Origin of the sequence: Streptomyces vulcanius (assembly GCF_042653945.1) — a bacterium.
Classification (GTDB): Bacteria; Actinomycetota; Actinomycetes; order Streptomycetales; family Streptomycetaceae; genus Streptomyces; species Streptomyces mangrovi.
Genome location: NZ_JBHSFK010000039.1, coordinates 24,670 through 47,082, shown reverse-complemented (window position 1 = coordinate 47,082; position 22,413 = coordinate 24,670). Strand labels below are relative to the sequence as shown.

The 22,413-nt window shown below is 68.4% G+C and carries 28 protein-coding genes and 1 pseudogene; 18 read left to right on the top strand and 11 right to left on the bottom strand.

What is annotated here, in order from left to right; all coding sequences use genetic code 11:
* Positions 1 to 159 precede the first annotated feature (159 nt).
* Together ACFPIH_RS42235 and ACFPIH_RS42230 are read left to right on the top strand one after the other, a co-directional pair.
* Positions 160 to 1,332, top strand: coding sequence for a hypothetical protein (locus ACFPIH_RS42235; protein ID WP_381183323.1), 1,173 nt, complete (start codon positions 160 to 162; stop codon positions 1,330 to 1,332).
* 7 nt (positions 1,333 to 1,339) lie between these two features.
* Positions 1,340 to 1,471 carry a hypothetical protein gene (locus ACFPIH_RS42230; RefSeq protein ID WP_381183321.1) on the top strand — a complete coding sequence of 44 codons (132 nt, stop codon included), beginning with the start codon at positions 1,340 to 1,342 and terminating at the stop codon, positions 1,469 to 1,471.
* A 417-nt stretch (positions 1,472 to 1,888) separates the two neighbouring features.
* Here ACFPIH_RS42230 and ACFPIH_RS42225 read toward each other — a convergent pair whose 3' ends face one another.
* Both ACFPIH_RS42225 and ACFPIH_RS42220 read right to left on the bottom strand, forming a co-directional pair.
* Positions 1,889 to 2,386 carry a hypothetical protein gene (locus tag ACFPIH_RS42225; protein ID WP_381183319.1) on the bottom strand — a complete coding sequence of 166 codons (498 nt, stop codon included), beginning with the start codon at positions 2,384 to 2,386 and terminating at the stop codon, positions 1,889 to 1,891.
* A gap of 52 nt (positions 2,387 to 2,438) precedes the next feature.
* Positions 2,439 to 3,266, bottom strand: a complete 828-nt coding sequence (locus tag ACFPIH_RS42220; RefSeq protein WP_381183513.1) for an aminotransferase class I/II-fold pyridoxal phosphate-dependent enzyme — start codon at positions 3,264 to 3,266, stop codon at positions 2,439 to 2,441.
* A gap of 215 nt (positions 3,267 to 3,481) precedes the next feature.
* Here ACFPIH_RS42220 and ACFPIH_RS42215 point away from each other — a divergent pair, with 215 nt between their 5' ends.
* From ACFPIH_RS42215 to ACFPIH_RS42195, 5 genes are all read left to right on the top strand, one after another.
* Positions 3,482 to 3,862 (top strand): tautomerase family protein, encoded by a 381-nt coding sequence (locus ACFPIH_RS42215; protein WP_381183318.1) that lies wholly within the window; start codon positions 3,482 to 3,484, stop codon positions 3,860 to 3,862.
* Positions 3,863 to 4,006: 144 nt separating this feature from the next.
* Positions 4,007 to 4,402, top strand: coding sequence for a contact-dependent growth inhibition system immunity protein (locus ACFPIH_RS42210; protein WP_381183316.1), 396 nt, complete (start codon positions 4,007 to 4,009; stop codon positions 4,400 to 4,402).
* A gap of 784 nt (positions 4,403 to 5,186) precedes the next feature.
* Positions 5,187 to 6,623 (top strand): carboxylesterase family protein, encoded by a 1,437-nt coding sequence (locus ACFPIH_RS42205; RefSeq protein ID WP_381183314.1) that lies wholly within the window; start codon positions 5,187 to 5,189, stop codon positions 6,621 to 6,623.
* A gap of 57 nt (positions 6,624 to 6,680) precedes the next feature.
* Complete coding sequence (locus tag ACFPIH_RS42200) at positions 6,681 to 7,739, top strand: alcohol dehydrogenase catalytic domain-containing protein (protein ID WP_381183312.1); 1,059 nt, start codon at positions 6,681 to 6,683, stop codon at positions 7,737 to 7,739.
* The gene (locus tag ACFPIH_RS42195) at positions 7,736 to 8,095 is read left to right on the top strand and encodes a cyclophilin-like fold protein (RefSeq protein ID WP_381183310.1); all 360 of its coding nucleotides are present in this window, start codon (positions 7,736 to 7,738) and stop codon (positions 8,093 to 8,095) included. The genes ACFPIH_RS42200 and ACFPIH_RS42195 overlap by 4 nt, the downstream gene beginning before the upstream one ends.
* A gap of 24 nt (positions 8,096 to 8,119) precedes the next feature.
* Here ACFPIH_RS42195 and ACFPIH_RS42190 read toward each other — a convergent pair whose 3' ends face one another.
* Entirely contained in the window at positions 8,120 to 8,965 is an 846-nt protein-coding gene (locus ACFPIH_RS42190; protein WP_381183308.1) for a helix-turn-helix domain-containing protein, read from the bottom strand.
* Between the two features lie 243 nt (positions 8,966 to 9,208).
* Here ACFPIH_RS42190 and ACFPIH_RS42185 point away from each other — a divergent pair, with 243 nt between their 5' ends.
* From ACFPIH_RS42185 to ACFPIH_RS42170, 4 genes are all read left to right on the top strand, one after another.
* The gene (locus tag ACFPIH_RS42185; RefSeq protein ID WP_381183306.1) at positions 9,209 to 9,622 is read left to right on the top strand and encodes an MmcQ/YjbR family DNA-binding protein; all 414 of its coding nucleotides are present in this window, start codon (positions 9,209 to 9,211) and stop codon (positions 9,620 to 9,622) included.
* On the top strand, positions 9,619 to 9,999 hold the full coding sequence (locus tag ACFPIH_RS42180; RefSeq protein WP_381183304.1) for an MmcQ/YjbR family DNA-binding protein: 381 nt from the start codon (positions 9,619 to 9,621) through the stop codon (positions 9,997 to 9,999). The genes ACFPIH_RS42185 and ACFPIH_RS42180 overlap by 4 nt, the downstream gene beginning before the upstream one ends.
* A 115-nt stretch (positions 10,000 to 10,114) precedes the next feature.
* Positions 10,115 to 11,248 (top strand): SDR family oxidoreductase, encoded by a 1,134-nt coding sequence (locus ACFPIH_RS42175; RefSeq protein ID WP_381183302.1) that lies wholly within the window; start codon positions 10,115 to 10,117, stop codon positions 11,246 to 11,248.
* Between the two features lie 40 nt (positions 11,249 to 11,288).
* The gene (locus ACFPIH_RS42170; RefSeq protein ID WP_358342372.1) at positions 11,289 to 11,981 is read left to right on the top strand and encodes a TetR/AcrR family transcriptional regulator; all 693 of its coding nucleotides are present in this window, start codon (positions 11,289 to 11,291) and stop codon (positions 11,979 to 11,981) included.
* A 613-nt stretch (positions 11,982 to 12,594) separates the two neighbouring features.
* Here ACFPIH_RS42170 and ACFPIH_RS42165 read toward each other — a convergent pair.
* Complete coding sequence (locus ACFPIH_RS42165; RefSeq protein ID WP_381183300.1) at positions 12,595 to 13,713, bottom strand: fatty acid desaturase family protein; 1,119 nt, start codon at positions 13,711 to 13,713, stop codon at positions 12,595 to 12,597.
* Positions 13,714 to 13,720: 7 nt separating this feature from the next.
* Positions 13,721 to 14,776, bottom strand: coding sequence for a ferredoxin reductase (locus ACFPIH_RS42160; RefSeq protein ID WP_381183298.1), 1,056 nt, complete (start codon positions 14,774 to 14,776; stop codon positions 13,721 to 13,723).
* Between the two features lie 87 nt (positions 14,777 to 14,863).
* On the opposite strand from ACFPIH_RS42160, the gene ACFPIH_RS42155 reads away from it, so the two are divergent.
* Positions 14,864 to 16,003 carry a PucR family transcriptional regulator gene (locus ACFPIH_RS42155; protein WP_381183296.1) on the top strand — a complete coding sequence of 380 codons (1,140 nt, stop codon included), beginning with the start codon at positions 14,864 to 14,866 and terminating at the stop codon, positions 16,001 to 16,003.
* 557 nt (positions 16,004 to 16,560) lie between these two features.
* Positions 16,561 to 16,899, top strand: a complete 339-nt coding sequence (locus ACFPIH_RS42150) for a thioredoxin family protein (RefSeq protein WP_381183294.1) — start codon at positions 16,561 to 16,563, stop codon at positions 16,897 to 16,899.
* 95 nt (positions 16,900 to 16,994) lie between these two features.
* Here the strand turns inward: ACFPIH_RS42150 and ACFPIH_RS42145 are convergent, their stop codons facing one another.
* Complete coding sequence (locus tag ACFPIH_RS42145) at positions 16,995 to 17,123, bottom strand: hypothetical protein (RefSeq protein ID WP_381183292.1); 129 nt, start codon at positions 17,121 to 17,123, stop codon at positions 16,995 to 16,997.
* A gap of 348 nt (positions 17,124 to 17,471) precedes the next feature.
* On the opposite strand from ACFPIH_RS42145, the gene ACFPIH_RS42140 reads away from it, so the two are divergent.
* Together ACFPIH_RS42140 and ACFPIH_RS42135 are read left to right on the top strand one after the other, a co-directional pair.
* Complete coding sequence (locus ACFPIH_RS42140; RefSeq protein WP_381183290.1) at positions 17,472 to 17,735, top strand: hypothetical protein; 264 nt, start codon at positions 17,472 to 17,474, stop codon at positions 17,733 to 17,735.
* Entirely contained in the window at positions 17,732 to 17,977 is a 246-nt protein-coding gene (locus tag ACFPIH_RS42135; protein WP_381183288.1) for a hypothetical protein, read from the top strand. The genes ACFPIH_RS42140 and ACFPIH_RS42135 overlap by 4 nt, the downstream gene beginning before the upstream one ends.
* 26 nt (positions 17,978 to 18,003) lie before the next feature.
* Here ACFPIH_RS42135 and ACFPIH_RS42130 read toward each other — a convergent pair whose 3' ends face one another.
* On the bottom strand, positions 18,004 to 18,240 hold the full coding sequence (locus ACFPIH_RS42130; protein ID WP_381183286.1) for a hypothetical protein: 237 nt from the start codon (positions 18,238 to 18,240) through the stop codon (positions 18,004 to 18,006).
* Between the two features lie 142 nt (positions 18,241 to 18,382).
* Between ACFPIH_RS42130 and ACFPIH_RS42125 the strand changes: the two genes are divergently transcribed.
* Complete coding sequence (locus ACFPIH_RS42125) at positions 18,383 to 18,571, top strand: hypothetical protein (RefSeq protein WP_381183285.1); 189 nt, start codon at positions 18,383 to 18,385, stop codon at positions 18,569 to 18,571.
* 619 nt (positions 18,572 to 19,190) lie between these two features.
* Entirely contained in the window at positions 19,191 to 19,688 is a 498-nt protein-coding gene (locus tag ACFPIH_RS42120; protein WP_381183519.1) for a hypothetical protein, read from the top strand.
* Positions 19,689 to 19,837: 149 nt separating this feature from the next.
* Here ACFPIH_RS42120 and ACFPIH_RS42115 read toward each other — a convergent pair.
* The 3 genes and pseudogenes from ACFPIH_RS42115 to ACFPIH_RS42105 form a co-directional block, all read right to left on the bottom strand.
* Positions 19,838 to 20,113 (bottom strand): annotated as a pseudogene (locus ACFPIH_RS42115) (transposase); the annotation flags it as partial.
* The gene (locus tag ACFPIH_RS42110) at positions 20,082 to 20,333 is read right to left on the bottom strand and encodes a transposase (RefSeq protein ID WP_381183283.1); all 252 of its coding nucleotides are present in this window, start codon (positions 20,331 to 20,333) and stop codon (positions 20,082 to 20,084) included. The pseudogene ACFPIH_RS42115 and the gene ACFPIH_RS42110, both read right to left, overlap by 32 nt.
* A 416-nt stretch (positions 20,334 to 20,749) precedes the next feature.
* Positions 20,750 to 20,968: a hypothetical protein gene (locus ACFPIH_RS42105; protein ID WP_381183281.1), complete on the bottom strand. Its 219-nt coding sequence runs from the start codon at positions 20,966 to 20,968 to the stop codon at positions 20,750 to 20,752.
* Positions 20,969 to 21,286: 318 nt separating this feature from the next.
* On the opposite strand from ACFPIH_RS42105, the gene ACFPIH_RS42100 reads away from it, so the two are divergent.
* Positions 21,287 to 21,595, top strand: a complete 309-nt coding sequence (locus ACFPIH_RS42100; RefSeq protein WP_381183279.1) for a hypothetical protein — start codon at positions 21,287 to 21,289, stop codon at positions 21,593 to 21,595.
* Between the two features lie 55 nt (positions 21,596 to 21,650).
* Here the strand turns inward: ACFPIH_RS42100 and ACFPIH_RS42095 are convergent, their stop codons facing one another.
* Complete coding sequence (locus ACFPIH_RS42095) at positions 21,651 to 22,214, bottom strand: HAD domain-containing protein (RefSeq protein ID WP_381183277.1); 564 nt, start codon at positions 22,212 to 22,214, stop codon at positions 21,651 to 21,653.
* Positions 22,215 to 22,413 lie beyond the last annotated feature (199 nt).

Sequence of the window (22,413 nt, the reverse complement as noted above, 5' to 3'; positions counted from 1 at the left end):
TGACGCTCCCGCCGTCGCTGAACTTCGCCGGTGGGGCCTATCCCAAGGCCGTACGACTCTGCCCCCGCCCGAACCCCTATGGGCATTCCGCGCTCCTTTGGTGACGACGTAGATCTATCGGGCGCGCCATCATCGCCACGCCAAGAGGAAGGGGCGTTCGTGCGCAGGTATGAGCAGCAGTCAGAGGACGGGCCCGACGTACAGCGGTACGTTCGCGGTCGGCAGGCCCTACAGGAGACGGCCGGCCCACTGTCCCATCCGACGGGCCCGCTGACCGCACGGATGGTCCTGGCCCTCCAACGCACCATCGGCAATGCCGCCGTGGCCCGCCCGATGGAGCTGCAGCGGCATGCCTGCGGATCGTCATGCGGTCATCGGACCCAGCAGGGCGAGCAGCTGGCCCCTCCGGTGCAGCGTACGGTCACACCGTGGGGGTCGCCGGCGTCCGGCTCCTCGTCATCCGGCTCCTCCTCCAACGCTCCCGCCACCGCCAACGCCGGCTCCTCCTCCGCCAGTTCCGACCACGCCGATCGTTCCTCCGACTGGCCCAAGTGGCCACCGCCCGAGTGGCACGCCGCGATCGAGGAACTCGTCGAGGGCAACGGTCTGCTCGGCCCGAAGAACAAGGCGTTCAACAGGCTTGCCATGATCGCGGAGGCCGAGGTCAGGGTTTTCGTACAGTCACTGCTCGCTCCCGACCAGGACGCGGCGCAGGCGAAGCAGGCGCTGGTCGCGCTGTACCTCAAGTGCCAGACCCCCAAGCATCAGGAGATCGCGACGGCGAACAAGGTGTTGGGCCCCAGCCAACTGGCGTCGACGACATACAACGACCTCCACGAGATCATCAGCGCGAAGCGGATGTGGCAGGACCGCCACCAGCAGTTGCTGCCATGGCCGTTCAACGACTCAAGCAAGAAGCCGGACTACGCGGTCGGGGCAACCCCGTCCGCCGACGGAAAAGCTACCTCTGCCGACTACTACGGCAAGGCCAAGGAGGTCGCCGACCACGTCCGGAAGCAGTCCCCGAAAGACCACGGGAGCCTGTTGGCCGAATTCTGGAGCAGCATCACCGACAAGGTGGGCTCCTACCCGGAGAAGGTGGGCGAAACCGACGAACAGAAGTCGGTACGCGTGGTGGTGGACTTCACCGACGCCCCGTACTTCAAATCCTCCGGCGCTGTGGACGTCGGCACGCTGGAAAAGGACTTCACCCAGGTGTTGCACTACAACGGCGCCAAGTTCAAGGATCTCGAGCGGCTGGCCCGGGTGGACGTCCTCGTCCCAGGCTTCGTGATCTCCCTGCAACGGGGCCGCGAGTTCGGTGACCGGTGAGCGGTACGTGGAATCACGGCACTTGATACCTATAGAGCAGCTGACCAGGGCGTTCGAGATCCTGCTGGGCCGTCCGCCGTCCTCCTTCGAGGTGGTCGCCCAGCTCAATGATCTTGTCGCCGGGCCGCGCCCGTCCTGACAGGCCCGCATCCGCGTGCGACCTGCGCTGCCAGCAGGCAGTCGCCGTCCTTGTCCACCAAATAGAAATCGGCCACGTCGACAGCCGAGACGGACGCCCGGTCAGCAGGGCCCTCAATGCGGCATTCGTGTACCCGCGCGTGATCGGATGCAGTCAGCAAGGCTTCGAGGGTCAGCCAGCCTCAGGTCTGCCTGGGCGAGGGAACGCATTTGATGGTGCGGATGGAGGAGCGATGCCGAGTGGGCGTCGGTGCGGGGTCTGCTGCCGGTGCCGGGATGGCTGGCGGGCCGGGGCGGGCGTCCGGAGGGCTACCGGCTGCCACGAACGACAGCGGCCCGCGAGTACCGCCCGAGCCCAGGGCAGGGGTGTCCCACGGGTCGTCCCGGCACTCGGCTCCCGGCAACCGGGATGAGGTGCTCAGACAAACGCGAAGGGGCCTGGGGACAACGGGGTGGCCGCCCGGCAGTCGAATGTGATGCCGAGCATCACGAAACGCAGTGCGTTCACGCCGCCGACGGTGTCCAGGATGTCGCCCGGTTCGACCGTGCCCTTGAGCGCGCCGGAGTTGAGCGGGTTGCCCATAGGGAGGGGAGGGTTGGACAGAGTTCCGGTGAAGGTGGTCGGCTCCCCGGTGGTGGTGTCGTAGAGCACGAGGGTGGTGGTGATGGTGTAGGGCGGGATCGTGACGGGGGCGGTGATCGACGGCAGTTCGACTGTGATCGTCGCCTCGGTGCCGTTCTGGGCGGCCGTGAATTCGGCGGTGGTCGACCCCATGGTTCCGCAGTCGTACCGGGCCGTGGCCCGCATCGGCGTCACGGCAGCCGCTCCGGGGGCCAGTGCCGCGGTGCCGGCCAACAGTGCGGCGGAGGCAGCAGCGATCACTGCGGCGCGTAACTTCCGCTTCGTACGTCTCATGACTCACTCCTCTTGTGGAACCTTCGGCTCCTGGCGTTGTGTCGGATGTCGGTCACATTGACGCGCAGGGAGCATGAGAAGACAAGCGGCACGGATGCCTGCGCCGGGCCGTGTTCAACTTGATGCACTGCGGGCTGCGTCGACGACACCCTCGCTCTCGACTGGCTACGGTGACTCGATTCGGGACCATTGAGGCGTCTCGAATCGGCCCCGATCTGTGAAGATCGCCGCCCGCGAAGTCGGCTTGAAACGTGCCCACTTGGCGCGGCGTGACCAGTACGGCCCGCACCCCCGGCTCCCGCGCGGCAGCCGTCAGTGCCTGCGTCGGCACGCCGTGGGGTTGCTCGCACGCCACGGGTAACAGGTTGTGGCCGAGCCGCCGAAGGAGCTGGCTGGCACCCGCGTACGTCGGGTTCTCGATCACGATCCTTGCGGGCGTGGTGAACCGGTGGGCGAGCAGGCTCAGCGCCTGCTGGGCACCGTTGGTGGTCAGGAAGTGTTTGGGCCGGGACGGTGCGCCGCGGCGCGTGTACCACGTGGCCAGGCGCTCGCGCAGCTCCTGAAGTCCGGTGGGAAGGTAGCCGGTGGCGTGCCGCATCAGCCGGGCGGCCTCGGTGGGTGCGATAGACATCAGCTCCCACACCGGGGGGTCGCCCTCGGTGAAACCTGCCTGGTTGAGGTCGATTTTGCCGCCCTGCGAGCTGAGCAGATAGTTCAGTCCGGTGTTCGCACGCCTGGGAGCCGCCGGGGCTCCGGCTACGCAGGTGCCACTGCCCCGGCGGGACACCGCTCGGCCGTCCGTCATCAGGCTCTGGTACGCGCGGGCCACGACCGTCCGGCTGACCCGCAACTTAGCCGCCAGAACCCGCTCGGCAGGCAGTACCTCACCGCGATCGCTCTCCGGTGGATCAGCTTGGCCAGGGCCCGATGGAGGCGGGCGTGGGCATCGGGCCTTCCGGGGCGGACTGCCACCCGTCGAGCCACTCGGCGACCTTGGTGTCCTTCATGGCCCGGCACGGTATTCGAAGCCAATTCCGCGGGCAACCGGCACAAGTGGCTCCTGAGGGCGGTCGCGGGTGGCTTCATGGTGAGCCCATGCCCTCCATCAACGCCGTCATCGCCGCCGGACGCGACGTCCAGACCTGCCGGCGGCTGATCGCCGAACTCTCGCAGGTGGCCCTCGACGTACTGGACAGCGTCCCGCTGCTGTCCCGCGGACGTTCCCCCGAAGTGCTGCTGGCCCTGCTGACCCGTTTCACCGGCGTCACCCAGGACGTGCTCGGCGTGGAACGGCGTCATGTGCACGTCGTCCTCCGGGAGTTGCCGCGCGAGCACATCGGCGAGATGGGGGTTCCCATGGCCGCCCCGGGCGACCCACGGTGGTTCACCGGCGGGCTCTCCGTACCGCCGCGCACGTCGCTCCTGGACACCGGAGCCCCACACAGTGACGCGTCACCCATCCCCGGTCTCGCCTAGCCTGACCGCGTGCCTCTCACTCTGGCGGGTCTGCGCGCTCACCGGGACCTCGGCCTGAATCTGCGCATTGGAAGCGCCGACGTGGTCGTGCGGTGAGCGCATGCCAGACCGCGTTCGAGATCTGCGGCGTGGGACGATCGACCGGTGACGCGACTCGTGGACCGTGACCGCTCTCTGGAGGAGCTTGAGCGCGACCGTTGGTCGACCCCGTCGGCTGAGGCAAGTCGCCTTGTTGCGACGGTGCACGCCCTTCGGCGTCGGCCGATCGGCGAGCTGACCGTCGAGGACATGCGTCTGTTGATCGGGCAGGACGTGGGACTTGCTTATCTTCTGCCGCTCGCGCTGGAGGTGCTGCGGGACGACCCGATGGCCGAGGGCGACATGTACGAGGGCGATCTGCTGTCCGCCGTTCTGACGAGAAGTCCAGCAGTCTGGAAAGAGTGGTCCCAGCTCGGCCGGGAGCTGGGTGTGATCGTCTCGGAGCTGACCGATCTGCCGCCGTCCTTGACGCAGGAGACCGCGAGGTTCCTGGCTCGGTAAGCGTTTCGGCGCGGGCCGGTCATGCCGCACTCGCCGTCGTGGACCGGGATCGGCTCGCCCGTGGCGGTGCCGAGTTCGACGAGCCAGTCCGGGGGCCGGGGCCGGTGGCGGCGGCCGTGCTCCTCTTCCGCCTGCCGCTGCCAAGGGTGGGCGATCTTGTGGTCGATGCGCTCCAGCCACAGGGCGTGCCAGACCCGCAGGGTCTGCAGGCGGTCCAGGTCAGGCGGCAGTCGTCGAGCACATGTTTGATTGTGACCGTTCGCGGTTGTTGGCGATTGAGACTGGGCGGCTTCGCTGGTCGCGCGCCTTCGGCTCACGCAACTTGGCGGGCTTTGTTCGCGATAGCTGGCGAGAGAAGGGGCTTTGTTGGTCACCAAGAGTGCTTGACCGGACATCGGTGCCGGCGGTCTGGATGCCGTGGTCGGAGTGGGTGCCTTGACCTTGACGCTGGGTCAACCCTCCATCCTTCCGGCAGGAGCTTCCTCTGGCAGCATGATCAGCGGGCATGCTCGGGCCCGCGAGTTGCACCGGCTTTCCTGGGCAAGTCAGCGTGTCGAGCCAGGGAACCCGCTGGCGGCAGGGCCTCAGATCACCCTCGACTGCCCGGCGACGGGCCAGGAGAAGAGGAGGAGCAGACAAGTGTCGCCTGGTGACCATCAGGTGACCGATGTCTGTCAGGTGATCTGTGGGGTCACAGGAAATGATGGGAGAGCGTCACTGCAAGCAACCAGTAGCCGACACACCGTGCGAAGAACCCCGACCGCACCGGAAGGAATCTCACGCCATGACCGCGACCGCGCCCAAGGCCCCGACTGCACCAGGGGTGCGGTCCTGGTGGGGAATCCCGTTCGCCACCGCCGAGCGCTACCGCCGCCCCGTGGTCGCGGATTTCGATCCGGACCGCCCCTATGACCGCAAGGGCGTCGCCCCCGTCCAGCCCGACAGCGGCGACTGGCTCGAAGCGGACAGCGGGACGGGCGAGGACTGTCTGAACCTGAATGTGTGGGCCCCCGAGCAGCCGGCCGGGAAGACGCTGCCGGTGGCCGTGTACATCCACGGCGGCGGATTCGAGTTCGGCGCGAACACGCAGACCACCTCGAACGCCGCCGGTCTCGCCGCGTCGGGGCGCGTGGTGAGCGTGTCGGTCAACTACCGGCTCGGCGCACTGGGCGCGCTCTCGCTCTCGCAGTACGGCGGGCGGCTCGCCGAGGCCAGCAACCTGGGCCTGCAGGACGTCATCGCCGCCCTCACCTGGATCAAGCAGAACATCGCCCACTTCGGTGGCGACCCCGACGACGTCACCGTCTTCGGCCACAGCGCCGGCGCCTACTCCACCCTCGGGCTGCTCGGGGCCTCCTCCGCGGACGGTCTGTACCGGCGGCTGGCCGGGTTCTCCGGCGCGCCCTCGCGTCTCGTCCCGGCCTGGTGGGCCGAGGAGCTCGCCGAGCGGTTCGTCACCGAACTCGGTGGCGCGGGCAACCCCGACAAGCTGATCGATCTCGACGCGGCCTCCCTGGTGGCCGCCCTGCGCAAGGTCTGTCCGACGGATCTCGGAGTCCGTGGCGGGATGGACAACCAGAGCCTCGGCGTCGTCCTGGACGCCGAACAGCCCGGCGGGGTGCTGCACGCCCACCCCCTGGACGTCCTGGCCTCGGGCTCGCACCGGGACATCGACGTCCTCCTGAGCACGGCCAGTGACGAGATGGGCTGGTGGGTGGCGAACGACCTCGACCGGTTCGACCCGCACGCCGTCGACCGCGTCACCGACGAATTCGCGGGGTGGCGCATTCCCCGCTCCCGCGCCAGGAGGATCGTCGGTACCTACGACCAGGGCGGCCGCACCCCTGCCGAGGTCCGCGCCGCGTCCCTGACGGACTACATTTTCACGCTCCCCGCCGCTCGCGGTGCTCTGGCCCACGCCGCCGCGGGCGGCAACGCCCATCTCCTCATGATCGGGCCCGCCGAGGGTGCGCCCGCCGTGCACGGCACCGAGATGTACGCCCTGGTCGGCCGGGAACAGCCGGGCCGCAGCCCTGAACAGGCCGACCGTGACACGCGTATCCGCGACATCGTCCTCGACTTCGTCACCGGCGAGCAGACCCGCCTGTGGCCCGCCGTCACGGACCGGCCCGCCTCGGGAAGTGTCGGCAACCCTCCCTGCGAGCCCAGCGCCCGCTACCAGTCGGTCCTCGACCTGTTCGGGAACATCGCCCGCCCCTGACGGTCACCGGCGATCCGGGGCAGCGCACCAAGGGGCGAACAGAGCAAGGAACTCGACATGAGCCAACCGACAGCAGCCGTCGACGCCGCACCGGCGACGATGCGGGCCGTCGTCGTCACCCGGCCCGGCGGCCTCGACGCACTGGAGATCAAGGATGTGCCGGTGCCCGTACGCAAGCCCGGCTGGGTGCGGATCAGAGTGAAGGCGTTCGGCGTCAACGAGTCCGAGGTCACCACCCGCAAGGGCGAGTCGGACGCGGTGGTCACCTACCCGCGTGTGCCCGGCATCGAGGGCGTCGGCGTGGTCGATGAGGCCGACGAGGACAGCGAACTGCGGCCGGGACAGCAGGTGGCCACGATGATGGGCGGCATGGGCCGCTCGTACGACGGCGCGTACGCCCAGTACGTGACCGTCCCCGCGGCGCAGGTCATCCCGTTCGAGACCGGCCTGCCGTGGGAGGTCGTCGGTGCGCTGCCGGAGATGTTCCAGACCGCCTACGGATCGCTGACCACCGGCCTGGACCTCAAGGCCGGGCAGACGTTGCTGATCCGCGGCGGCACCTCCACGGTCGGGCTGAGCGCGGCCACGATCGCGAAGGACCTCGGAGCCACCGTGCTGTCCACCACCCGCAGCCCGGAGAGGGCCGGGGGACTGCGGACCGCGGGCGTCGACCATCCTCTCGTCGACAGCGGCACGATCGCCGAACAGGTGCGCGAGCTGATGCCGGAGGGTGTCGACGCCGTACTGGAGCTGGTGGGCTGCTCGGTCCTCGCCGACACCCTCCGCACCGTCCGCCGGCACGGCACGGTCTGCTTCACCGGAGCCCTGGCGGGCCAGTGGACGATCCCCGATTTCACCCCGTTCATGATCCCCAACGGGGTGCGGCTGACGTCCTACGGCGGTCAGGCCGCCGACCTCCCGGCCGACGTCCTCGCCCGCCAGCTCCAGGCCATCGCCGCGGGGAGCCTCGAAGTCCCGGTCGCGAAGGTCTACCACGGCCTGGAACAGGTCCGTGCCGCCCAGGCCGACGTCGAGTCCGGCACCACGCCGGGCAAGCACGTCGTCGTCCTGCCGACGATCACTCCAACAACACCCCAGAGGGCAGAACCCATATGAGAATCCGACTGACCGCCGGAGAAACCGTCCTCAACGCAACCCTCGACGACAACGCGACGGCACGCGACTTCGCCTCACTGCTTCCGCTGACGCTGCAGATGAACGATCTGCTCAAGCGCGAGAAGTACGGTCACCTGCCCCGGTCTCTCACCGCAGGAGGCGAGCCGCGGTCCAGCTACGAGATCGGCAACATCGCCTACTGGTCACCCGGTCCCGACATCGCCGTCTTCTATGACCACGACGGTCAGTCCATCCCCGACCCCGGCATCATCGTCCTCGGCGACATCGGCTCGGGGGCCGATGCCTTCAAGAAGTACGACGGCACGGTCGACGTCACCATCGAGGCCGTCGACTGAGACCGGCCGAAACCACCGGGATCGTCAACCAGGGAGGGGAGGGGGGACGGTCGTGGCCTCGCCGGCTGCGAAGGCGGCCGGGGTGAGACCGGTGCGGTCGCGGAAGAAGCGGCCGAAGTTCGCGGGGTCGGTGAAGCCGAGGTGGACGGCCACAGTCCGGGCATCCCACCGGGCGCCTCCCAGCAGGCGCCGGGCTTCCAGGAGGCGCCGCTCGTCGATGAGTTCACGTACCCCCTTGCCGGTGGCGTCCCGGGCGGCACGGCTCAGGGTGCGGACCGAACAGCCGAGCAACTCGGCGTAGTCCGCGGCTTGGTGCAGTTCGCGGAAATGCAGCTCCAAGGCGTCCAGGAAGCCTCCGTACCTGCCGGCACGGCCGGTGCCGGCCGTGGCCGTGCCGATGGGGGCGATGTCCGGGGAGTTGGCCAGGCGCAGCAGCAGCGATTCGAGCAGGCTGCGCCGCAGGGCGTGGTGGATGTCGAGGGGGCGGCGCCCCAGTGCGCGGTGTTCATCCAGGAGTTGGAGTGCCGTCTGCTGGAGCCAGGCGGTGTCGTCGGGGTGCGGGCTGAGCACGGCAGGGGCCTCGTGCGCGGTGAGCGGGGCCAGGAGACGGGCGAGGTCGGGCCGCAGCACGTCCGGTTCGAACAGGATGAACGGGCCGCGGGCCGCGCCGGGCGGATGCCAGCACTGCGCGTGCCCGGGACGCACCCACAGCCACTGGCCAGGGTCGACGGTCCGCGTGACGTGGTCGACGTCGTGCCGCAACTCACCCTCGGTGACCAGGATCAGGTAGTGGAAGGTGGCACGGCCCGGACGGGGCGGGTTCCACGGCCAGTCGTCGTGCTGGGCGAAGAAATCCTCGACGGTACTCACCTCAAGGCCGTACGGAGTACCGACCGGGGGCTGGAAACCGTACAGCGGAACCGCGGCTGGTCCGGCCTGCCCGCTCGGCCCGCTCGGCCCGGAGTGTCGCTTGTCGACCATCACGTGTCCGCAGCCTACCGCCCTTCCCGTCGGCTTCGACGGAAGGATGGGACGTGCCACCGCGCCCGCGCGGCGCGCCCTCCGCCTCCTTCGATGCCACAGTCCGTCACCACCTGAGAAGGCTCACCACCCATGAACGGATCGGCCCTGCACAAGACCGCCGCCGACTGCGCGGAGGAACTGCCCGGAGCCCAGCTGGAGCACCCTTTCGGCCCCGACTGGGAGGTCTACAAGGTACGCGGCAAGGTGTTCATGCTGATGACCGAAGTCCCGGGGCGTCCCGTCGTGATCCTCAAGGCGGACCCCGGCGAGGCCCACGCCCTGCGGGAGCAGTACAGCCACATCACCCCCGGCTACCACATGAACAAGAAGCACTGGATCACCCTGGAGAGCGGAGAAGGCGTCGACAAGGAGCTCGTCGGGGAGCTCGTCACCGACTCCTACCGGCTCGTCGTCGCCCATCTGCCCAGGGCCGAGCGGCCTGTCGACCCGCACACCTACGGCACCGGCACGACCTACGGCACCGGCACGCGGGCGGCCCGGTGAACACGGCCGGTGACCGTCTCCAGGACGCCGCCCGCCAGGCGGCCCTGGCCCTCCCCGACGTCAGCCACGGCTACCCCTTCACCCCGGGACTCGACGTGTACAAGGTCGCGGGCAAGGTGTTCCTGATCGTCACCGACATCGTCACCGACGACCCGGACGATCGGATCATCACGGTCAAGTGCGAACCCGAACACGCCCGCGCTCACGTACGCGGCTACGCCTCGATCACACCGGGCCGCTATCTCGACAAACGCCACTGGATCTCACTCGGGCCGGGACCCGGCATCACCGAGCGGCTGGTCACCGACGCGGTCGAGGACTCCTACGACCTGGTCGCCGAGCGGCTGCCGCGACGCGACCGCCCCGGTGCCCGATGAGCGCCGCGAGATGCCCCGCGAACGCCTGAGCCCTCGCTCGTCAGCGTCCCGCGAAAGGGCTCGCCCCGTCCGCACACGCCCGCCTGCGACCCGAGAGGCCGACGGACCGACCGCAGTGATCCTGCCGCTCTTCGACGAGGAGCCCTCCCGGCCGGTCGCCGACCGCCTGCGCCCCGCAAAGCGGGAAGACATCGTCGGGCAGGACCACCTCCTGGCCGCAGACGCCGCTACCGGGCCGGCACGGTCGCCCAGCAGCGCCTCAGCCCCACCATCCTGCGGGCCGCCCGGCGTCGGGAAGACCACCATCACCCGGCTCCTCGCGGACAGCAGCGACATGGCCTTCGAGCCGGTGTCGGCCACCTTCTCCGGCATGGCCGAACCGCTCCAGACCACCGATGGTAAGTGGATCGACTTGCCTCAAGGGTGGTGCGGGAGTTACCTTCACTTGGTAAGTCCATCGACTTACCTCACGCCTCGGCAAGGAACAATGAACATGAATCGTCTTGCGGGCAAGCGCGCCCTCATCACCGGCGGCACGAGTGGGATCGGTCTGGAGACCGCGCAGCGCTTTATCGCGGAGGGGGCCGACGTGCTGGTCACAGGCGTCACCCCGGCCAGCATCGACAAGGCGCGGCAGATCCTCGGGGACAAGGTGCCGGTGGTGCAGGCCGATGCGCGCGACCTCGATGCGCAGCGCGGCCTGGCGGAGCGGGTGCGTGAGCACTTCGGGGAGCTGGACGTGGCGTTCCTGAACGCCGGCGTCTCGGACTGGCGGCCGTTCGAGGACCACACGGAGGACAGCTTCGACCGGCTCTTCGACATCAACGTCAAGAGCGTCTTCTTTCTCACGCAGGCCCTGGCGCCCGTGCTGGCCAACCCGTCCTCGGTCATCCTCAACGCGTCCAACAGCGCGCACGGCGGCTACGGGCAGTCGAACGCCTACGCCGCGACGAAGGCGGCTGTCGGTTCCCTGATGCGGTCGTGGAACGCGGACCTGCTCAGGTCGCACGGCATCCGGTTCAACGCGGTCAGTCCCGGCCCGGTGGACACTCCGCTGTACTCGAAGCTCGGGATCGAGGATCCCGCGCAGCAGTCGGCGGTTCTGGAGGCGATCAGCTCCGGCATTCCTCTGGGGCGCATGGGTCTGCCCGAGGAGGTCGCGGAAGCCGTCGTGTACCTGGCCTCCGATGTCTCCGCCTTCGCTGTGGGCCAGGACCTTATCCTGGACGGTGGCCAGACCGTTCTCTGACAGCGAGGATGCGGCTGGGAGACGGGCGAGGGGCGTGGGTATGTCGGTGGCGGACCGTGACCGAGCGGAAACCGGTGGCGATACGTGCCAGGCCGGGTATCACGCGCAGATCAAAGCGGAGAACCGCGCGCGCATCATCCGCGCCGCCCGCGACCTCTTCCTCGCCCGGGGATACGACAAGACCTCCCTGGCCCAGATCGCCCGGGAGGCGCGCGTCTCCACCGGCACCCTCTTCAAGCGGTACCCGTCCAAGGCCGCGCTGTTCGCGGCCGTCACCTCCGAACAGTGGCAGCTGGATGTGCAGTACGCCGAACCGCCCCCGCCCGGTGATCCCCGGTACGGTCTGGACCACATCGGCCGCGACTACGCCTGCCTGGTCTCGCGCCCCGGCACGGCGGCGCTGTGCCGCCTCATCATCACCGAACTTCCCCAGATGCCGGAACTCGCCGACATCGTCGGCACCGGCTTCGCCATCGACCGCGGACCCTTCTTCGACCGGCTCCGCGACTACCTGGACGCCGAAGCGCAGGCCGGCACACTCGACTTCCGTTCGGCCGACGGACAGACACAGCCGGCATCCGCAGTGGCCGAACAGTTCCTCGGCATGATCTGCGGCCAGCTCCTGTGGCCTCAACTCGTACGCACCGACTTCGTCCCGCCCGACCCCACCGACACCACGATCGTGGACGAAGCCGTCGCCCTCATGCTCACCCGCTATCGCACCGGATCCTGAACCCCGGACCACCAGTTCACGCTGCCGGGACCCCGATACGTCGCCCTACCGGGACAGGTGCAGGTAGGGGTGACTTGACCGACAACGAATAGCGGCGAGCACGACCGGCCCTTCCAGTAACCGACAGCGGCCGACAGCTGAGCCCGGACCGTGGCCTCCCGGTACTGCTGACGTGCGCCCCCGGCGTTGCGCTCGGTGGCGCCTCTTGGCAGCAGGTGATCGTGCTTCACCCGTGGGTGCAAGCGTTCGACAACTTCGGCTCACCCGCCCACCCCGGCAGCAGCGCAGGGTCGGACACAGGGGCGGCGAGCATCGGTTCCGGCAGTGTCCACGTCACAGCCCATGCCTTCCATCCAGCCCGCCCGTCGGCAAACCGAGTGCGTGTACGCACCCGACTACCGGCTCGACCGCGGCAGGTCAGCGCACTGCAACACCTCGCCGGGGGCCGTGTGCTGAGCTCCTGGCGCACGTCCAGGCAGCGCAGCCGGACACCGGGCTGCCCGGATCCCGTGTCGTACGGTCTGATGTCCCGGCCGCCCACCGTCCGCAACGAATCTCACCGAAACCGGCGGTGCCGCCGATACGGCCGAAAGATCTGAACCAATACCGGGAATCAGGCCGCGACGAGCTCCTGCTCGCGGTCCGGCGTCTTGACCTTGGGCTTCTTGTTCGGCAGCGAGAGCCGGAAGACCTTGTGCCACGCGGAGAACACCTGCTTGGGCAGCGGCCCGGTGACGTACTCCAGCTCGTACTTCTCGAACAGCGCGCGCACCTTCACCGCGACCTCGGCGTACCGGTTGCTCGGCAGGTCCGGGAACAGGTGGTGCTCGATCTGGTGCGACAGGTTGCCGGTCATGAAGTGCATGGCCTTGCTGCCGCTGATGTTCGCCGAGCCCATCATCTGGCGCAGGTACCACTGGCCGCGCGTCTCGCCCTTGATCGACCGGCGCTCGAAGACCTGCACGCCCTCGGGGAAGTGCCCGCACATGATCACCGAGTGGGTCCAGAGGTTGCGGACCAGGTTCGCGGTGAACGTGGCGGCGAGCGTGGTGAGGAACGACGGGCCCGACAGCAGCGGGTGGATCACGTAGTCCTTGAGCACCTGCTTGCGGATCTTGCGGCCCACGGCCCTGACCCGCGCGCGGAACTCCGGGTTGTTGCGGCGGCGCTTGTGCAGGTTCTTGCCGAGCTCCAGGTCGTACGCCGCGATGCCGTACTCGAAGAAGCAGGCGTTGAGGAAGTTCCACAGCGGCTGGCCGAGGTGGAACGGGTGCCACCTCTGGTCCTCGTCGACGCGCATGATGCCGTAGCCGAGATCGTTGTCCTTGCCGATCACGTTGGTGTACGTGTGGTGCAGCTCGTTGTGCGAGTGCTTCCACTGCTCGGACGGCGAGACGTGATCCCACTCCCAGGTGGTGGAGTGGATCTTCGGGTCCCGCATCCAGTCCCACTGGCCGTGCAGGATGTTGTGGCCGATCTCCATGTTGTCCATGATCTTCGCCACGGACAGACCGGCGGTGCCGATCAGCCATGCGGGCGGGAAGATCGAGAACAGCAGCACGCCACGGCTGACCAGTTCGAGCTTGCGCTGCGCCGAGATGACCTTGCGGATGTAGGCGGCGTCTTTCTCGCCGCGGCCGGCGATCACCTCGTCGCGGATCGCGTCCAGCTCGCGGCCGAGCTCCTCGATCTGCTCCGCGGTCAGGTGGGCGGTGGGGTCGATGGCGGTCAAGGTGCTCCTACCGTTCGATGTCGCAGGGGCCCGCGGCGGCGGACACGCAGGTCTGGATGAGGACGCCCGGCTCGGCCTCGGTGATCTCGCCGGTGCGCAGGTCGCGGACGGCGCCGGCCTTGAGCGGCGTGATGCAGCCGAAGCAGATGCCCATGCGGCACCCGGAGGGCATGAGCACGCCGGCCTCCTCGCCGATGTCCAGCAACGGCGTGGCGCCGTCCGCGTCGACGGTCTTGCCGGTGGCGCTGAACGTGACCAAGCCACCGTCGCCGGCGACGACGATGCCGGGGCGGAAGCGTTCGGTGTGCAGACGCTCTTGTACGGCGTGCTCGGTCCAGTGCTCTTCGGCGGCGTCGAGCAGGCCCGCGGGCCCGCAGGCCCAGGTCTCGCGCTCGGCCCAGTCGGGTACGAGTTCGTCGAGACGGGCGATGTCGAGCATGCCGTCTGTGTCGGTGTGCACCTCGGTGAGCCGCAGCTTCTTGTCCGCGACCAGGTCGTGCAGTTCGTCGCGGAAGATCACGTCTTGCGGCTGTGGCGCGCAGTGGACCATGACGACGTCGTCGAACTCGATGTCGCGCAGCATGCCCATCACGGGCGTGATGCCGCTGCCGGCCGTCAGGTAGAGCACCTTGGCGGGCTTGGCCTGCGGCAGCACGAAGTCACCGGTCGCCTGGTCGAGCTGGATCAGCGTGCCCGGTTTCGCCCTGCGGACCAGGTGGTTGCTGACCTTGCCGTCCGGGATCGCCTTCACGGTGATCGTGACGCGGCCGTCCTGGCGGTTTGTCGGCGAGGTGATGGAGTAGGCACGCCACAGGCGCACCCCGTCGACGTCGACCCCGATCCGCACGTACTGACCGGCTGTGTGGCCGCGCCAGCCCCGTCCCGGCCTGATCACGATAGTCGCGGCGTCACCCGTCTCGGGGTGCACGGCCTCGATGCGCCCACGCAGGTCAGCGCCCGCGCGCAGCGGGCTGACCAGGTCGAGGTAGTCCGACGGCAGCAGCGGCGTCGTGACCATCTCCAGCAGTTTCCACGCCCTGCTGCGGAGGGCTGTACTCGTCATGACTCCAGCTTGCTGCGCCTCAGGGCGTAAAGTCCTGACCGTAGGACGTAAATCTGGTCGGCTGAATTGTTCGCAGGGAACAAAAACGTGAGCCATGCAATCCGGAGGGCCAGCGAACTGGCCCTGGACGAGACGACGGTCACCGCGCTTCGGGCCGCGCTGAAGAGCACCGCCGACGAGGTCGTCCAGGCGATCATCGACGAGGTCCCTCCCTACGCCAACGCCCTTTCGGGGCACATGGGCGGCACCATCCGCCGAGCCGTCCGCACCGCCCTGGGGCACTACCTGGACCTCGCGAGCGGGGACGCCACGGGCGGCGACGCCGGTGACGCAGCCTACGAGCTGGGCCGCGGCGAGGTGCGCGACGGCCGTTCGATGGACGCCCTGCTCAGCGCCTACCGCGTCGGCGCCCGCGTGGCCTGGCGATGCCTGGCAGCGGGTGCCGTACCCGCAGGTCTGCCCGCCGCCGAGGTCGCCAAGTTCGCCGAGCTGACCTTCGCCTACATCGACGAGCTCTCCGCCGCGAGCGCCGCGGGCCATGCCGACGAACTGGCCGCCCGGGGCAGGGACCACGAGCGCCACCTGGAACACCTGGCCCGCGACCTCCTCGCCGGCGCGAGCCCGGACGTGCTGCTGGCCTCTGCTCAACGGGCCGGGTGGCAGCCTCCGGTTTCACTGACCGCGGTCCTGCTGCCCGCCGCCCAGGCCCGGCCTGCCTACCGCGCACTCGACCCGAGCACCCTCGTCCTCGACGATCTGCCGGACGCCACCGGTGTGCTGCTCGTCCCCGATGCCGACCGATCACATCTCTTGCGGCAGCTGACCGACCGCACCGCCGTGGTCGGCCCGGCCCGGCCATGGACTCGTGCGTCCGCCTCTTACGCACGAGCCGTACGCGCGCGCTCCCTCTCCTCTGATATTCGCGACACCGAGGACCACCTGCCCGAGCTGGTGCTGAGCGCCGATGTGGACGCGTTCGCAGACCTGCGTGCCCGAGCCCTCGCACCGTTGCGGACCTTGCCTGTCGCGACCGCACGGCGGCTGGAGGAGACGTTGCGGGCGTGGCTGCTGCACCAGGGCAGGCGGGACGAGGTGGCGGCGGCGTTGTTCGTCCATCCCCAGACGGTCCGGTACCGGATGTCGCAGCTGCGGGAGCTGTTTCCGGATCTCGCATCGCCACACCGGGTCCTTGAACTGACGCTGGCGGTCGGTCTTCGGGTCAGCTGACGCGTACTTCGACCGTCCACGACCGCGTCCCGCGAGAGTTCCAGGAATCATGCCTCGTTCTCGGTGCCATCAGCTGGCTCATGCGGCCCGGGGAAGACCGGTATGAGCCAGCTGGAGACCGGGGGTTGATGTGAAGACGAGACAAGGCATCGGGAAGCCCGTCGGGGCGCTGTCTCTGAGAAGCGCGGTGGCGGATACGGCTCGACTGGATCCGGTGGACGATGCGCACCGGCCCGCTCGTCGAGCATCTGGTTGGTGATCTGGGACTGGGACGTCATGCCCTGGAAAACGGCGTTCATGTCGTCGTGGAGGGTGCTGTCCTGGCACGAGCTGACCCACGGGCGCGCGGCGGGCTGCAGCTGGGTGACCGGCGGGGCGGCCAGGCCGGGTCACCAGGGGCGGGGGGCCGGGCCGCTCGCGCCGGGGACCACCGTGGTTCTGCGACGGCCCCATGCCTCCCTTCCGACAGGTCAACCGGACGACCGACCGGGCCGGCCTGGCACACCGCGCGAGGGATGATGGGGATGGAATGACGGAACGTGAGGTCAGGAGCTTCCATGGCACAGCGGGTTCACCGACCCCGTGAGGACGCGGAGTTCAATTTCATCCTCGGGATGAGCACAGTTCCGGTCCTCGCATACTTCACCGGGACATGGCCCAAGGCGATCGAGCCCTGCCGGGTGATGGACCTCGTCGTGGGTGGCATCGCCGACGACTACACGGGCCGCCTGACGGCCGTCCGCGCCGACATCACGCGTTGTCCGGCCGCGACCGAGCGATACGGGATCACCGGAGCCCCGTCCTACGTCCTGCTGAAGGAGGGAGAGGCGGTGGCGCACGGCACGGGGCCTATGACCATCGCCGAGGTACGGAAGTTCCTGGACGGCCACCTCTGAGCGGCCGCTGCGGCACGTGGCCGCGACGCCCGTCACATCTCGTCCATGAGAGCTGCGCCGCCTGAGACACCTTGGGGCTGAGACACCCCCACAGGTCACATAACGCAGTCGATCGCGATCGCGTCCGGCAGCCGCCCGGCTGCGGCCACGATCTCGGGGAAGGCCGGCCCCATGGCGGTGCCCCGGCGTGAGCGCAGCACCACGGTGCCAGCCTCGACGGACAACGCCCCCTGGCAGTCCAACACTGCCCCATGCAGGCGCCTTGGCCGGGGCAGAGAGGCCGAGCTCGCGATGGACAACGGACAACACAAAACCCTGTCGATAACTTCGGCTCCGCAGCACTGCCAGGCCGCAGATCGGGCACGGGCACGGGGGTGGTCAGCATTGGTTCCGGCAGCGTCCATGTCACCCCCGATCCCTTCCACCCGCCATGTCCGCCACCCGAGTGGCTGCGCATCGCCCGGGGAGAGAGGTGCAACTCCGCCCGCAGACGACACGAGGGCCCCGGCCGCCGTCCCCGAGGGCGTGGGTATACTGCTGGCCATGACGATCCCGCTCCGTACCCGTTGTACGTGAGGACCATCGCGGTGCTGGTGTGCGTGGTGGGTAGCGGAGCCTGCTTCGGCTTCGTTGTGGCCGACTGGGCGGGTGCCCTGGTGGGTTCGGGTGCCGCCGGGGTGGGAGCGGGCTTCGGAATGGTCGCCCGCCTCCGGCCCGCGGTGACTTCCGTCCGGGCGGTCAGGGGTGACGGCTGTGCGGAGGGGATCGCCGACGTGGTCCTTGTGAGCATCGCGATGTACGAGGCTGCGGTTTCCCTCTCACCGCTGATGGGGTGAGCGATGAGGCGCAGGAGGCCCGTCGCACCGTCGCGTACCGGCTCTCCGCCTATGACGGTCTGCCCCGTTCCGTTCGGGTGTCGGCGGCCGCCGCGTTGGAGGCTCTTGATGACGGCTTGGACGCCGAACGTGCCCGGGCCGCGGCGAAGGAACACCTCCGACGCCTGTTCGGCTCGGCTGATCGGGTGGCGCCAAGGGCCGTCCTCGATGCGATGTTCATATCGGTGGCGTTGATCCGGTAGACATCGGGAGGAGCACAGCCATGACATCAGGCATCCCGCGGCGCCGTGAATAGGAGCGGTTCTCGTACCTCGACATCCGCGACGCGATGGTGGAGATCCTGGAGAAGGGGCACGGCATCACCACCAGTCGCTACCACGGTCGCCCGTTCCGTGAGGCCTGCCATCTGATCCACCAGGACAACGTGGAGCGTCGTAAGCCGCGCGGGAAGCTCCCGAAGTGCCACCCGAACTTCGGCAAGTCCGAGCGCGACTTCGACGGCCACCGGTGGGACGAATGCTCCCTCACCCCGGACGTGCCGTCGTTCGGCGGGAAGCTGAAGGTGGACCACGAGGACACGTGGTGGGTGGGCGACCGCATGGTGGCCTACGTCTGGTACCCCTACGACATCCCGCTGCGCGAGCTCGGTGAAGCAGACGCCCCGCGTCGCCCGCCATGGACTGGGGCTGACCCCGCACACGGGCTGGGGCGCCCACTACTACGGCAACACCCCGGCCGTCGCCCTCTCCCCGGACTGGTTCAAGGTCCCGTACCACCCACGCACGGAAGACCTCATCCGGGCCGCTCGCCAGCTGCCCCACCGCTGCGAGTGGTAGACCACCGCACACGGCACCTCATCACGCAAGGCGATGTGTACCGAACTGTGCCGATCGAGCGTGGAGCGGTAAGCGCCCGTCAGATGCCAAAGAGCCACTGGGCATCCCCTTCATCGATAGAGGAGAACAACGTACGGTGCCACTCCTGACTTTGTGTCACGGAAGAGGCACGGGCTGAGAGCAGCGGGTACCGTGCGCTGGGGGTGCCGTGAAAGATCACGTGGCGATGGCGGCTGGTGTGCTGCCGATCGGTTTCGTGGCTCACCAGACACGGCGGGCACCTCACACCAGAGAACGATCAGAGAGTCCTTCCAGTCGGTGATCAAGCAGGCGGCCGAGCACGGGCACACGGTGAAGATGTGGATCCTGTGCATCCCCTCCAGCATGGATGGGCCGACCACGAAGTGGTGGGACAAGTGGAAGAGGACCCAGGAACGTGACCACAACCTGGTCATCGACTTGTGGGACGAGAGTCCTGTGACCTGTTGACCGCAGCCCCGAGCTCTGCACCTCAGGCACCGCTCCAGCCCCGTCCTGTAGCTAGCCTGCGTGTAGTGGGAAGTTGGAGGGCCTGCCGCTCGGGCGGCAGGCCCTCCAACTGCTGCAGAGAGGATCGATCATGACCTGGGACCACGACACGCTGTGGCGTCGCTGCGCGTACCTGGGTCGCGTCCTGCTGCAATTGCTGGACCAGGAGCCATGGCGCCAGGATCGCCGCCGAGAGCGGCTGCACTCCTGGGGCATTGACGTGGCGGTGGGGGAACGACTCATTGAGGTCTTCGCGGCCTTAGCCGCCCACGCTGTCGCGGTGGACGCTTCCTTGTCCGCATCAGAGTTCGAGACCCTGCCCCTCAGCGCTGTGGCCGACGCGGCGACCGGCAAGCAAGACTTCGAACTACTCGCCGGGCTCCCAGACACCTTCGCCGACGACCGCGACGAAATCGCGGTCAAAGTCTTCCGCCTGCACGCCTATAAGGGCGGCCAGACCAGTCTCCAGCTCGTTCGGCTGAGCACGGAAGTGCGCCATACGCTGACCGTCCTTGCAGCCCGCGAGTCGGTGCCCTCCCCTACGTGCGGAGACATCTTCCGCAAGGCGGACGAGTCCAACCTGCCGTAGTAGGCACGACGACCCATCGGCGGGGCAGGACCTGAAAACCTTGGACGTCGTCGCTGCGGCGGACGATGTCGAGGACGACTCCGAGGTGCTGGGTGGTCCAGTCGGTGAGGGCGGCCGGTGTAACCGCCGTCGGCCCAGACGCGCGCCAGCCGCCGGAAGTGATTCTTCGCTGCAGGTAGGAGGACGCGGGCGGCATCCCGGTCGGTCGTTGAAGCCGGCGTGACCAACACGGCCAGCAGGAGCCCGAGAGTGTCGGTCAGCAAGTGCCGCTTGCGCCCGTTGATCCTCTTCCCTGCGTCGAACCCCCGCGAGTGGTGAGCAACAGTGGCGTCCGCCTTCACCGACTGCGAGTCCACGACCGCCGTACTCGGCTCCTGGTCACGTCCCTCAGCGTCACGGACGGCCCCGCGCAGTCGATCGTGCATCTCGGTCACCAGCCCCCGCGTCCCGCCAGCGGGCGAAGAAGGCATGCATCCGCGGCCAGGGCGGGAAGTCGCAGGGCTTCGCCCGCCATTTGATGCCGTTGTCGACGAGGTAGCGCACGGCATCGATCATCTGACGGTGGCAGTAGCCCTCCGGACAGCCGCCCCGGCCCGCCAGCCATCCCGGCACCGGCAGCAGATCCCGCACCAGGGCCCACTCCATATCGCTTATGTCCGAGCCGTACCGGGGCCGGTGCTCCGGCCGGTCGGCCGCGTTCCCGAACCTGTGGGCGAGACAGTCACACCCAGGAGTGGAGGGACTGGACCCGGCAACCACGACCACGCGAAACTTCGACAACAGGGCCTCTTGCTTCTCGCTGGACTCGACAACCGCGAGCTACCAAGAGGCCCTTCGTTCATGCCCCGATGTCGCCCAACTCACCCGATCCAGCGGGCTGTTCGAAGCGGACCGAGCACACGAACGGATAGAGAACGGCCAGTTAGAACGCCGACCCTCGATGATCCGATCCGGCCCGTTGCCTGTTCGGGCAACGGGCCGCTGATTGCCTCTCCGAAAGCCAGCCAGTCTGTGCTGGCTGCCCAGCCCGTGCACGGGTGGTTTGGCCTCGTCAAGGTGTGTCAGCTGCCGGATGCGCGTCGGCCGACGGACGGGTGGAAGTCGGGCATGCCGAGGCTTGTGGTGGTGTGCTTGGCGGCCATCTCGCGCATGGAGGCGAGCTTGTCTTCGGCGGCGGCCATGCTCGCCTCGATAGCGGCGACCTCGCCGAGCCATCCCTGGCCCCTTGCCTCCTTCAGGCGGTCGAGGAGGTTGTCGTGGATCTCCTCAAGCCGGGGCATCTGGACGGGATCGGGCCGGAGTTGTGGGCATCTGACACACGCTTATCCGACCTTGTCCAGCGGAGTCTTGTGGGTGGAGTCGTCGGCACCTTCTTCACTGTGAGTAGTGGTTGCGAAGGATTGCAGCGGGGCGCGTGGGGCATCTTGTGCGCCCCTGATGAGATGTCAGGGCGTGTCCGCAGGACCATGAGACCGGTCTATGGTCTGGTCGGACGGTGCCAGTTGGTGGGATGATGACCGGTATGACGATCATCAGAAAGGCCGATGCCGCGTAGACGGCCTGGCCGTGTCCGTGCCGAGCTTCCGCGCCGGCCCCGGATGCAGGACGACATCACGATCATCCATGGTTTGTCCTCGGCAGCTCTCGCTGAAGTTCGACGGATAGAACGTCAAAAGAAGTACCTGTGGCCGGGCTCGATCGGGTCGGCCATGGTGCGCTGGAGAAGCTTCGTCCACCAGCCGAACCGACGCCTGTGGGACGACGAGAGCGGCGGCTGCACGGAGTGGGCATGTTGCGGAGACCCGTGGCGGGCCCGCGGGTACCTCGAAGCGGTGATTCTGGCGATGTCCCGACGGCGGGCACGTGAACTCCGCTGCCTCGTCGAAGCTCTCGACGGACGCTACTGATGGCTGGCGGGACAGCCCATGTTCGTGTCGCGGGCGGCCTGGTGCTCGGGCATTTTCAAGCAGCGCTATGCGGGTGGGGCGTCCCGTGGATCTGGTGCAACCACTCGTTGAGAGCGACGTAGTCCGGGTCGATGAGGCCGCGGCGGGGGTCGACACGATGGAGGAGGGCTTGTCCTTGGTGGTGCGCGGAAACCCAGGCGCGATCGGTGTCCGTGATCTCATCGTCGACCCAGGCGAATGGGCGCCCGGCTGCCCAGCCGATGAGAGCGTGGGTTTTCCAGTGCAGCCCGGCCCGCTCGGCCCGCTCGTCTTCGTCGGAGGGCTCCGGCCAGACCACCACTGCCAGCTGCGGCAGGCCGATCCGTGGCGCGATGCACGCGTTCGCGTCGGCCATCCATGTCGTGGCCCAGACCAGATCGCACGGTAGCGCCGTCAATCGGGGCCCGTGCTCGGGATTGATCCTGGCCAGAAGCGGATTCGAGTCGGTTCCCAGTGGTTCGGGACCTGTCTCATAGGTCGGATGCCCGTCCGGATGCTCCTGCGGTGCTGTCCCGAATGGAATGAGCGGCCCGTCGACATCAAGGAAGAGCACTGGACGCTGTGCAGCAGATCCGGTCACGGCTGCACGATAGTGGCTCTTCGGGAGGCCGAGGTATTGGCCAGGACGAGAGGTCACACTCCGAGATGCTCCGGCCTCGTTAGTCGTCGCCCAGGGCGAGGAGGATCACGAAGTGCTCTGCGGTGGTTCCGGCAACGACGACATCGATGCCGTGCCGGGTGACGGGCGTCCACGCGCGGCCGTTGGGGATGTCCTTGTG